Genomic DNA, 11,909 nt, shown 5'->3' with positions numbered 1-11,909 from the left:
GGGTTCTATGAGTAAAATCATCAAAATAAATTTTATAATTTGATTCCCAATCAGGAACTAAACAAATCAAAATTCCACCGGGTTTTAATACCCTTCTTGCTTCCTTTAAGAAAAAGTCAGGATTTTGTAAATGCTCTAAGAAACTTTTATTATAGATTACATCAAAGGTATTATCTTTGAAAGGTAATTTATCCTGATCCGCATTACATAGATGGACTGGAATTTCCTGTGTTGCTAAAAACTTCTTTGCCTCTTTTGAAAGATCTACGCCTACACAGTCCAATCCCATTTTTTTAAAATTTAATAGAAATTCACCTCTGCCGCAACCTGGTTCTAGTATTTTTAATCCAGGCTTTAGTCCAAACGATTGATAAAGATAAGAAACTAGTTTACTAGGATAATCTGTATATGGATGTGATCCTTCATCATAAACAACTCTTAAATAATCCGTCATACGAGTTCCTCCACTAATTCAAGTATTATCCCATCTATATCGTGGCAATATGCAACTTTAACATTTCCAGAGGGTGATATGGCAGGATGATTGACCAGGTTACCTCCCATGTCGATAATCTGCTTACATGTTTCTTCAATATTATCGACTGTAAATGCTATATGAGAACAACCGAGAGTATTGGAAGGTGAATTTACCTTTTCCTTTTTCTCTGGATGAGAATGATATTGAAGTAATTCAATCATAGAACCATCTGGACCGTGTAGTTTTGCTGTTTCCACACTTACTGATTGAATACCAACAACAGTATCTATAAATTTCCCTTCTTCAACCTCTCTCTTCCATAATTGAAAACCAAGATTTTCATAGAAGTTCAATGACTTATTAAGATTTCTTATGACTAATCCTGTATGCCTAGTTTTTTTTATCATATAGACTTTTTGATAGCATCATCGATCGCACTTGAAAAGACATTTAATCCTTCCAATAAAGCTTCTTCATTAATTGAAAGTGGCGGTGCTAGTTTTATGGATTCACGGCCTGTATGAACAACAATTAAACCTCTTTGCAAACAATATTCGGAAATCAAATCGCAAAGAGAAGATAAAGGTTTTCCATTTTGATCATTAAAAATCACTGCAGCAAGGAGACCAACACCTTGTATGGAACTGATAAAATTAGAATATTTTGTTCTTATTTTTTGAAGTTCTTCATGAAATTTGAGTCCTAATTTTTCTGAATTAGATATGTAACCATCTTCAAGTAAAGCTTCTAAATTTGCTTTCCCTGCGGCACAGATCATTGGACTTGCAGAGTGAGTAGAACTCATTGAACCAATATCAGGAAGATCCATAACTTCTGCAGATCCTAAAACTAAGGATAATGGTAAACTGGAAGCAGCTCCTTTACCACAACATAAAATATCAGGTTCTACTCCATAATGCATATAACCAAATAATTTTCCAGTACGTCCAAAACCAGCCTGCATTTCATCAAATGAAACTAATATATCATTCATATGTGCAAACTCAACTAATGCTTGTACAAATTCCTTTGGATAAAAAACAGCACCCCATCCTTGAAATGTTTCCAACATAAATCCAGAAATGTCAGTTTTTGGATCGATATTCTTTTCCTTACAAAGGGTTTCCAATCCTTTTGTAAAAAAACCTATAGGATCCTTAACGGCTTCTTCTCTCCAAGGATAAGGAAATGGCATGTGGAAAATATTTGGATCTAGATATCCAATCCACTCCTTTTGACTAGGATTCCATCCCATCATTTGAGCACCTAACGTCCGACCATGCCAATTTCCTTCAAAACAGATGATACCACCTTTTTTTTTGCCTTTTTTTTGGCCATGTAATCTCATTAATTTTAAAGCACATTCAGTTGCTTCAGTTCCAGCAGATAACAAAAATGCTTTTTCAAATTGTTTTGGAGTGTTAGCAATTAAATATTCTAGATACTCAATCCTTTCAATATTGCCGTAAGTATAAGTATGTAATAGCGGTTTATCGAGTACTTTTTTTAATGCATCAACTATCCGTTTGTTCCCATGACCGCAATTCGTTACAAAAATAGTACTGCTAAAATCGATCCAAGTATTTCCCCATTTATCATAAACTTGAAACCCTTCTGCTTTATCCCAAATAATTGGCATTTGACCATGCATAGATCGGGATTCCAACTCATACATCTTCTTTAGCAATGGGATACTTTCTGGAACTGGTATCTGAGTATTTATTTTACGATACTTTGAATTAACCTTTTCAACTTCTTGTGGGATATGACTAAATCCATGACCTGCCATTTATTTACTCTCCAAGTGATTCAAATATTCTAATAATGGGGAACCGTATTTCTTAATTTGGAATTCAAGTATATCTAACTCTTCAGGTGAATCTACTTCAGTACAAGCTGGAGAAACATAACCTATAACTTTATTTCCATGAAAAAAATTTGTTCCTAAGACAAAAGAACTTCTTACTACATCCACATAACCATCTGGAATGAAAACATCTGGATATGATTGCCTAGGCAAATTAAACCTATCAAGTGAGGTCTCTTCAGTAGTCAATGCAGTAAGATAACCACTTTCATTCTTTCTAAACCACTTAAATGGTGATTCAGAACAAATATGAGCAGAACGTAAAGCCGTAGCATCAGCATCCAATTCTATCATTTTTAAAGCTTCATCAATATGTTTCGGATCCCGTAATGGTGTTGTTGGTCTTAGATGCACCCAGTATTCGGGTACTTTATTTTCCTTCTCTTTTATCCATTGCATGGCATGAAGCATAAAATCCCTATCTGTTGAAGTGTCGGTAGAATATTCGGCAGGACGTAGGAAAGGCACTTCAGCACCATATCTTTTAGCAATCGCTGCATATTCTTCTGAGTCAGTAGATACAATTGTTCGAATTACAGATTTAGACAAAACTCCAGCAGCAATACTATAGGCAATAAGGGGATGCCCACTCAATTTAGCTAAATTTTTATCTTTTATACTTTTTGATCCACTTCTTGCAGGGATGATTGCAATCGTATTACTCATATATTTTAAATTAAAAAATTCCTTCGTACCCAATCTAATTGACGTTTAAATATTTCTAATCCTTCATCATCTCGATAAGCTTGCATAATCAAAGGTCCCTCATAATGCAAATGTTGTATCTGATTTAAAACTTTCTGAAATTGCGCATCCCCTGTTCCCAATTCGACGGATCCTGAATTTAGCTTTCTATCTTTGATATGAATATCACTAATATATTTTCCATACATATTGAATTCCTCATCTGGATCGAATCCTAACGAGGCACTATTCCCAATATCATAGTTTACTTTTACAGACCGAGAATCAAACATCCTTATGACATCTAAGAAATCACTAGGTCCCAAATCAGATTCTAAAGACAAATTAATATTTAGATTTTCAGCTTCTTTTACCAGTGGTGATAATCTTTCTAAAAATTTCTTTTTGTCTATCTCTGTTTTTAAGGAAGATTGGTCTACACATGGAATTACAATATCATTAACTCCAAGTTTTTTCCCTTGGCGTAACAATTTTAACAAGACTTTCTGACTTTCTTTCACAATTTCTAAATCTTCAGAATGGAAAGGTGCTTCCATAAAATAATCGGCGCAAATGGAAAGTACCTTCACACCTGTTTCATTCATTTGTTTTTGTATCTGAACTATTCCTGAATCAGATACTAGAGGATTTTTTTCAAAATCGTTGTAATCGAGGATGAATTCAATACAATCAAGACCCAAGGATTTAGCGATAGGAAACTCATCTTGCCAATAATCGACTGGATGTGCTTGGTATCTTCCCTTGTATTTAGGGAGTAATCTCCCTTGCATAACTCCTAAAGGATTATTCATGACTTATTCCTTGTGTAATGATACCGATGCAATGATTGTATCAGTAAGACCATTCGCAGCCAAAACTGCCTCATAATTTTTTTCTAATTCTACTGAATTTAATTGGTTCCAAATCTTATGCCCACCCGGTTTACCTTTTGTTAGCCAGTACAAATGATTGGAAAGAGGATAACGCTGAATGTGTTTGATCCAATTTAGTTTTAAATTTGTGCGTTTTATCAAGGCATCTAAAGTGTTTGCGTTAAAAAGAAATAAGTGCTGACTCCAATAGGTAAATTCAGAAAAGGCTTTATTCTCATACAAGCTCAAGAGAACATCATTTGAACTTGGAACCTCTATGATCAACTCTCCATTTTGATTCAATAGTTTTGAGAGAGATTTGATGATACTCACTGGATCGGAGAGATGTTCTACTACGTGAAATGCAGTGATTATATCAAAAGTTTTCCCTTTACTGATGAGCTCTGCTAAATCAGTAGATACATCTAAGCCATTTTCAATAAAATGTGTTTGCAAACGTGTTTCTAATTCAATGCCACCAACAGACTTCGAAATTGTTTTTGCTTTTAGTAAAAAACCACCGACTCCACATCCAAAATCTAATATCGTTCGGTTGGTTAGTTTATCTTTCAAAAACTGAAATCGTCTTTCGTCATCTTTTTCTGTTTCATTCAACCATTCTGGTATTTCAGGTAAATCATTTCCATGCATACCAGAATCTTTGTAATGCGCTTGGTCAATATGATCAAAAGAAGACAAAAAAACTAAACCACAGTTTTCACATTCTTTAATTTCAAGATTACTATTATCTCTAACTTTGCCTGGTCGGTTGAGAAAGGAATTTGAATTACATAAATAACAATGTGTTAGAGTCATTTTTTGAAGTATCGATCCTCAACTAATCCACAAATAATATGTCCAATCATAATATGACATTCTTGGATTCGTTCTGTCCTTGTCGATGGAACACATATACAGGGAATTTGTCCTTTTAACTTACCACCTGTACTTCCAGTCAAGGCAACCACATGTAAGTTCAACCTTTTTGCTGTTTCAATCGTCGCTAGTATATTTTGACTATTACCGCTTGTACTAATTGGTATGTATACATCTCCACTTCGAGATACAGCTTTTAATTCTCTTACAAATATTTGATCGAATCCATAATCATTTCCAATGGCTGTCGTTGACGAGCTATTGGTTCCCAATGCAATTGATGCAAGAGGTTCGCGATCAAATTGAAGGCGAGATATAAATTCCGCTGCGAGGTGTTGAGAGTCGGCAAAACTCCCACCATTCCCGGCAAAAATTACTTTTCCACCTAATTGTAAGGATTTTAAACAATGGTTGGCAAGTTCATCAATTTGTGCCAAAATTAGTTCTGAATCCAAAATTTCTTTTTTAACATCAATCGATGCTTGGATGACATTCCTGATTGTTTCAAAAGACATTAAAGAATTCCTTCTAATTTTTCCAGGGCGATCCAAAACCCTTCTCCACCATTTTTATGACCTTGCCAAATTTCAGGAATGAACCAAGCATTTGGTGCGTGTTTTGCGAAAATTTTTCCAAGGCGGTTAAAATCAATATCTCCCTCTCCCACTTGTAAACCCTCACCATTGAGCCCTTTTGCATCTCCCATATGGATGTGCGCTGTAAAGGGTGCAATCCTTTCAGAAAAATCATAAAAGTCATACCCAAAGTGATTGCAGGTTAACATTGTATGAGATACATCATAACACATTCTTAAGTTTAGCTTTTTACACCATTCTTCAATTTCTGCAATATGAACAAAAATATTTTGGTATCTTTGTCCTCCAAAATGCCATGGAAATGGAGCCATTGTTTGTGGGATTAATTCAACCCCTTCCAAATCTAATGATTTCAAACTTTCACCAAAACGTTGATAATATGAAGGTAATATCTCTTTTGGTAAATTCCCATCCATGGAAATTCCGCCAATGTTTGCTACTATGAATGGCTTTTTTGTTTTTGGAAAAAATTTCTTAAGTGCGCGAGTGATATCAATCACCCTTTGAGTTTCTTTTAGGGAAATTTTTCTATAACTTTCATCCGGAGTAGCTAAATCCATAAGATGGCTTCCTTCAAATAACTCGGGAGCATGTATTACAAATTCACATTCATAAGTGCCTGTCAAATATTGATTTGGATCCAACTCCATATCTGAGTAGGAAAGGTGAAATTCAAATAAATCGGGTTTTACCCTCTGGTAATATTCTTGAAAATCATGGTATCTTACAGGAACGCCCCAAGGATGCGTAAACTTATATTGTCTTGGTTCAATTCTTTTTTCAGATAGATCAGAAGGGAAAAAATAATCCTCAACATCCATATCTCGTTGCATCTTTTTTCCAATTAAATCATACATTTTCTGAGGTGAAAGTCCTTGGCCAGGACTCAAAACCTTTACCATATCTTTTGTAATGATTGTTCCTTTTGAAATTGGAACAGCCGCAACACAACTTTTAGAAAGATTTTCTCGATTGATCATCTCCCCTTGGCTAACTTTTCTTTCATATTGGCTTGTTCCAGTTGCCAGTTCTATTTCACGAATTCCAGATACAAGTGTTTTGAATTCTTTCATTTCCAAACTTGCAGCATGATCAGGTCCTTCCATAGTTCTATCTAATGTTAGATGGCGTTCAACAATCATAGCACCTAGAGCAACAGAAGCAAGAGTAACATTGATTCCTCGTTCATGTCCTGAATAACCGATGTAGTTATGAAATTCCCGTAATTGATTCATCCATTTCAAATTTATATCATGAAGAGGTGCGGGATATGTGCTATTACAATGTAAAAATACGAATTCAGAATTCGCTTTTGTTAGATAATCACGTGTAAACAATATCTCCTGCGTTTGGCTCATTCCAGTAGATAAAATTAATGGTTTTTTAGTTTCAATAAGCCTATCAAGTAGTTTCACATTAGTTAAATCAGCAGAAGCAACCTTATATGCAGGAACTGGGAACGTTTCTAAAACATCGACACTTTTGCTGTCCCAGGGAGTACATAAATATAAAATTCCTTTTTCTTTGCAGTATTGGTTAAGTTTGCGATGAAATTCTTTATTCAACTCAAACTTTTCTAAAAGATCCAAAATATATTCAGTACCAAGATCTTCTCCTGATTTAAGCAAACTTTTGCTTCTATATACCTCATCTAAGTGACGCATTTGAAACTTTGCACAGTCTGCACCAACTTCAACGGCAACATCTACTAACTCAAAAGCCTTATTCAAATCTCCATTATGATTGTTTCCAATCTCAGCAATCACAAATGTCCTTCCAGCTCCAATCTCAAAATTTCCGATTTTAATCATATTACAGTCATTTCCTCATTATCTAGTTCTTCTCTAACTGTCCATGCATGTAAGCCTTCCGAATCAAAACGAAACGGTCGGTAGTTTAATCCTGCTGATTCCATCCATTCCAAAATTTTATGTTTTTGAAATGGTGGAACATAAAACAAAAAAAATCCACCACCACCAGCTCCTAATAATTTTCCACCTATTGCACCGTGGACTATTGCATTTTCATATATTTTATCTAAGAATTGATTTGATATTTTGGAACTTAAGCCTCTTTTGATTTCCCATGCCTTATGCAAACACTTTCCAAATTCTAACAACCGACCTCTTAGTAAGTGATTTCGCATTTCATACGTTAGTTCCACATTCGATTGAACTCTCTGTTTGATATCTGATTGTTTCATGGTTTCACGTTGGTCATCGTGAATATTCCCTGAGTCATGCGTAGTGGCAGTATCACATAAAATTAAACTCTCTTCTAATTCTATCAAAGTATCTTTTGATAAACGAAGCGGGTGCACAATGTTTTGGTCCATGGCAAATTCCATAAAATTGAAACCACCAAAAACAGTCGCATATTGGTCTTGCCACCCTCCTGCAATTCCCATATCAAGTCTCTCAGCTTGAAACGCTAGTTCCGCAATTTCATGGTTATCCCATTTATCTTTTCTAAATTGATTAAAACATCCAAGTATAGCAGAAGCAACAACTGCAGACCCACCTAAACCTGAATTCATTGGATAGTCAGAATGCACATACAACTCGAATCCAAAATTTGGTCGTGCAACTTTGATTACAGCCTGAAACAATTTAAATTTACTTACTGTTTTGGTTAACTCATCAAAATCAGAGAATTCAATTTTATCTTTTAGGTCACCTGAATTGAGTATGATTCGATAATCTTCTCTGATTCTTAATGTAGCATGAGTGTATAAGCTGACTGTGGAGTTGATCACTGCTCCTTTCTCATTGCTAAAAAAATGAGTTAGGTCAGATCCACCACCTCCAAAACTAATCCGAACCGGTGATCTAGCTCTAGCATAAATTTTACGTTCTTCTAAATGAGGTAGCTCATCTTTGGTAACAATTCCTACTAAACTTCTTTTTTCATCCAATACAGGAATGAAACGTATGCGAGAATCTAGCATTTTTAATAATTGTTCTCTGGGAGTTTGACTGGATGCCCAAGTAAACTCACTGTTCATACATTCGAATATTGATGTATTTAGATTTTTTCCTTTTAATAAAATCCGACGGATGTCACCATCAGTAACCAAACCTATGATTTGGTTTTCTTTGTCTTTCACGAGAGCAAAGCCGAGATGATTTAATTCGATTTTAGATAATGTTTCCTCTACCGAATTACTACTTGAAACAATAAATAAGTCAAAACTCAAAGTTTATTCTCCCGACCAGAAATAATCCAATTTTGAAAACGTTTATAATCTTCAGGAATACCAATATCAATAAAATCTGTATCCAATGGAATGGCTCGAAGTAAGTTTTCAAAAACTAGTTTTGGGAAAATTTCTTTTTCCATTGAAAACTCCCCATCTTTTCCGAGAAACAAATCTGCATTCAATTTATAAATTCCCGCATTAATCCAACCTGAACCAGCATTCTCTTTTTTTTCCTCAAATTTCTGAATCATACCTTCTTCAATTGTAACCTTTCCATACCTTGATACATCCGGTATAAAGATGACTCCTATGGAAGGTGCCTTAGATTTGGCTAGCTGTTCCATAGAAATTGGATCAACCCAGGTGTCTGCATTCACAATTAAAAAATCACCTTTGATTTGAAGGGATTGAATTGTGTAAGCAACAGATCCACCAGTTCCAAGTAAAGTTGGTTCAACTGAGTAATGAATTTCGCAATCTGTTAAAATTGAATTTTTCAAAGAATCAATACATTCTTTAATTTGGTTCGCTTTGTGATGTAATAAAAAATAGAATTTCCGAAAACCTTGTTCTATATAATTTTCAAGTAAATATACAAGGAACGGTTTTCCGTTTACTGGAGCAAGAGGTTTCGGAACATCATTAACAACAGAGGCCAATCTCGTACCCCTACCGCCTGCTAAAATGAAAATGGGGATATTTTTTGGTTCCATTATAAAAATGGAATCACCTCACCTAAATTTTTGATCTGTATGGCTTCTGCATGATGAGAGGAGTTGTTTTTTTTGCCTTCATTCAAAAGTAAAAAATTTTTCCCAATCCCCGCTTTCAATCCAGCTTCCACATCTGTATTTTGATCTCCAACTAAGATAGAATTTTCCAAATCAATTGAGTATCTATATTGAGCTTTCAAAATCATTCCTGGGTTAGGTTTACGAAATATCGATTGGCGTTTATACTTGGTATTCCCAAATTCCGGATGGTATGGTGAATAATAGACATGAGTGATTTTACAATTTTGTTTCTCAAACTCATCTTTCATCCACTTCGTTAGTTTCAGAAAGTCTCTCTCTGAATAATATCCCCTTGCAATTCCAGCTTGGTTTGTGATAACAAAAATCTTGTAACCTTTTTGATTGGCTATCTTACACAATTCAAATATTCCAGATTTAAATTGAAAATCTTTGATTTGATAAACATAATCAAAGTCTTCATTGATGACTCCATCTCGGTCTAAAAAAAGGGCTGGCTTCATTTTTAGAAATTCTTTTAAATTTCTTTTTGTTGGATTTGACTATTGAATCGGAGGACTATTCTTTTAATATTATTGTAATCTGTTACGCTGTGTTAATCAAACAATCTTTCCATCTTCCAATTTAACAATCATATCACAACTTTCTACAGTTGAAAGCCGATGCGCAATCATAAGGATCGTTAAATCTTTTCCTAAGCCTTCGATTGCTTCCATAACTGCTTTTTCTGTCTCATGATCCAAGGCACTGGTTGCTTCATCAAAAACAATTACTGATGCATTTTTATATAATGCCCGCGCAATGCCTATTCTTTGCCTTTGACCACCCGATAGACGAATCCCTCGTTCCCCAACGATTGTATTATAACCATCTTTCAAGGATTCAATGTGATTTGCTATCTGAGCCTTCTGTGAGGCTTCTCGCACTCTCTGCATATCTAATTCTTCACTTGGAATACCAAAGGCAATATTTTCAGCAATGGAACTGTCTGACAAATAAATCGATTGTGGAACATGTGCGATATTTCTTTGCCATTGATTCACATTGTTTTGAGAAATTTCTGTTTCATCCACAAAAAGCGCGCCATTCGTTGCTGTCAAAAGACCCATGATTAAATCAATAAGTGTACTTTTGCCACTTCCCGTTTTTCCGATAAAACCAATCCGTTTTCCCTTTTCAATTTTTAGAGAAATGTCCTTGATTACCCAAGGCAGATCATTGCCATATCTAAATGATACATTCTTTAATTCAATCGCTGACATTAAGTCTATTCGTTCTTCCGTTAGTTTGTTTCTCTCTCCATAGGTATGCGGTTGATTCAACAAAGCCATTACATCCGTTAATGTTGATTTTCCGATTTTTAAATAAGCCCAAGCAGTGTATGACTGCTGCAATACGGGAAGCATTCGTTGTGCTCCCATAGCTAAAGATCCCAATAAAGGAATAATGCTCAGGAGATTGGATGAGGTGATGCTTAATTGATAAGCAAAAATCGCCATCAGTGCGATACCTATTGCTTCGATGGTATATCTAGGACTCGTACTTGTATACTGACTATTGCCCAGCGCTCGTCTGTATGGATTATCTGCTTTCGCATAAAGATCGATATAAAATTTTTGAGTGCCATCTAATATCACATCACGAATTGCTCCAAGACCTTCCTGCAAAGACTTCTGTAATTTCGTTTGGCTGTCAGAAGCAATCTTGCCATCACGAGCCAATTTTTTCTTAGCAAATAGTGCAATCGTTAAATAGAGAGCCCCAAAAATGAAAAATGCAAGTGATGTAATCACAGGCTCAATTGTAATCAATCCCAACAGTATCACAATGAGCAAAATCAATGAAGACACTAATGATAAAATTGGTTGTAAAACGTAAGCGACAACCCCATTTGCTTTTGAAGTAATACCGCTTATCACATCTGCAGTATTTCTTGATACATGGATGGTATAGGATTGGTATAAGGTTCTTTTATATATTTCCGTACTTAAATCTGCACCAATAGCAAAGGAGAGCCGAGTGCTAATGTACAATAAACTTAATCGAAAAATACCTGCTACAATTGCTCCTGATGCAAATAGAATTGTAATAGGAAAAAGAATTTGGCTAGAATTAAAAACTTCTAGTATATTCCAGAGAAATCTAAGTTCCTCAATTTCGAATACTTTTTCGGGCGAAATCAAAACACCTAAAAATGGGATTATAGCACCGAGACTCAACACTTCAGCGAACGAAGTGATGACGATAAAAATCAGAACAAAGAAGTATTGAATTTTCCTTCTTTTCGATAGTAAGCACCAAAGTTTAAGATAATCACTTCTTATTTGACTATTTTGACCTGTTTCCATTCTTTTAATTTTCAACCACCATCCTCAAAACAACCATCTCCCACTTACCGCCTCTAAAAATACAATTACATTCTCAACTGCTTCCTTTTCCATTTCTACTCTACAATCAATTGATCAAGACACAATTTACTATGTAAGAACATAGTTTTCCAAATTCCTTTTTAGCCTGATTACGTTTTTTCGGACACTTTTCTAATTCAATTTAACTCAAATTTTTCAGGACTCACATAACCTAGA

The 11,909-nt window shown here is 35.0% G+C and carries 12 protein-coding genes; all 12 read right to left on the bottom strand.

The annotated features are described in order from the left end of the window. Positions 1 to 454 (bottom strand): class I SAM-dependent methyltransferase (locus EHQ59_RS14320; RefSeq protein ID WP_135620324.1); only part of this gene is annotated, 454 nt, incomplete at its 3' end. Beyond that, a complete protein-coding gene (locus tag EHQ59_RS14315; protein WP_135620323.1) occupies positions 451 to 885 on the bottom strand; it encodes a VOC family protein in 435 nt (144 codons plus the stop codon). The genes EHQ59_RS14315 and EHQ59_RS14320, both read right to left, overlap by 4 nt. After that, a complete protein-coding gene (locus EHQ59_RS14310) occupies positions 882 to 2,267 on the bottom strand; it encodes an aspartate aminotransferase family protein (RefSeq protein ID WP_135620322.1) in 1,386 nt (461 codons plus the stop codon). The genes EHQ59_RS14315 and EHQ59_RS14310 overlap by 4 nt, the downstream gene beginning before the upstream one ends. Next, entirely contained in the window at positions 2,268 to 3,011 is a 744-nt protein-coding gene (locus EHQ59_RS14305; protein WP_135620321.1) for an acylneuraminate cytidylyltransferase family protein, read from the bottom strand. A 5-nt stretch (positions 3,012 to 3,016) separates the two neighbouring features. Continuing rightward, positions 3,017 to 3,841, bottom strand: a complete 825-nt coding sequence (locus EHQ59_RS14300; RefSeq protein ID WP_135620320.1) for a sugar phosphate isomerase/epimerase family protein — start codon at positions 3,839 to 3,841, stop codon at positions 3,017 to 3,019. Positions 3,842 to 3,844: 3 nt separating this feature from the next. Further along, positions 3,845 to 4,717: a class I SAM-dependent methyltransferase gene (locus EHQ59_RS14295; RefSeq protein WP_135620319.1), complete on the bottom strand. Its 873-nt coding sequence runs from the start codon at positions 4,715 to 4,717 to the stop codon at positions 3,845 to 3,847. Then, on the bottom strand, positions 4,714 to 5,292 hold the full coding sequence (locus EHQ59_RS14290) for a D-sedoheptulose-7-phosphate isomerase (protein ID WP_135620318.1): 579 nt from the start codon (positions 5,290 to 5,292) through the stop codon (positions 4,714 to 4,716). Before EHQ59_RS14290 ends, EHQ59_RS14295 begins: the two co-directional genes overlap by 4 nt. Beyond that, positions 5,292 to 7,184: an N-acetylneuraminate synthase family protein gene (locus EHQ59_RS14285; RefSeq protein WP_167481420.1), complete on the bottom strand. Its 1,893-nt coding sequence runs from the start codon at positions 7,182 to 7,184 to the stop codon at positions 5,292 to 5,294. Before EHQ59_RS14285 ends, EHQ59_RS14290 begins: the two co-directional genes overlap by 1 nt. Beyond that, entirely contained in the window at positions 7,181 to 8,569 is a 1,389-nt protein-coding gene (locus tag EHQ59_RS14280; RefSeq protein ID WP_135620317.1) for a GHMP family kinase ATP-binding protein, read from the bottom strand. The genes EHQ59_RS14285 and EHQ59_RS14280 overlap by 4 nt, the downstream gene beginning before the upstream one ends. Further along, positions 8,566 to 9,285: a sugar phosphate nucleotidyltransferase gene (locus EHQ59_RS14275; protein WP_135620316.1), complete on the bottom strand. Its 720-nt coding sequence runs from the start codon at positions 9,283 to 9,285 to the stop codon at positions 8,566 to 8,568. Before EHQ59_RS14275 ends, EHQ59_RS14280 begins: the two co-directional genes overlap by 4 nt. Further along, entirely contained in the window at positions 9,285 to 9,827 is a 543-nt protein-coding gene (locus tag EHQ59_RS14270; RefSeq protein ID WP_135620315.1) for a D-glycero-alpha-D-manno-heptose-1,7-bisphosphate 7-phosphatase, read from the bottom strand. The genes EHQ59_RS14275 and EHQ59_RS14270 overlap by 1 nt, the downstream gene beginning before the upstream one ends. Positions 9,828 to 9,923: 96 nt before the next feature. Further along, a complete protein-coding gene (locus EHQ59_RS14265; protein WP_341867152.1) occupies positions 9,924 to 11,687 on the bottom strand; it encodes an ABC transporter ATP-binding protein in 1,764 nt (587 codons plus the stop codon). Between the last annotated feature and the right edge of the window lie 222 nt (positions 11,688 to 11,909).

The organism is Leptospira kemamanensis (assembly GCF_004769665.1).
Taxonomy (GTDB): Bacteria; Spirochaetota; Leptospiria; order Leptospirales; family Leptospiraceae; genus Leptospira_A; species Leptospira_A kemamanensis.
The sequence above is the reverse complement of the archived record's forward strand: the minus strand, read 5'-3'. Positions and strand labels throughout refer to the sequence as shown.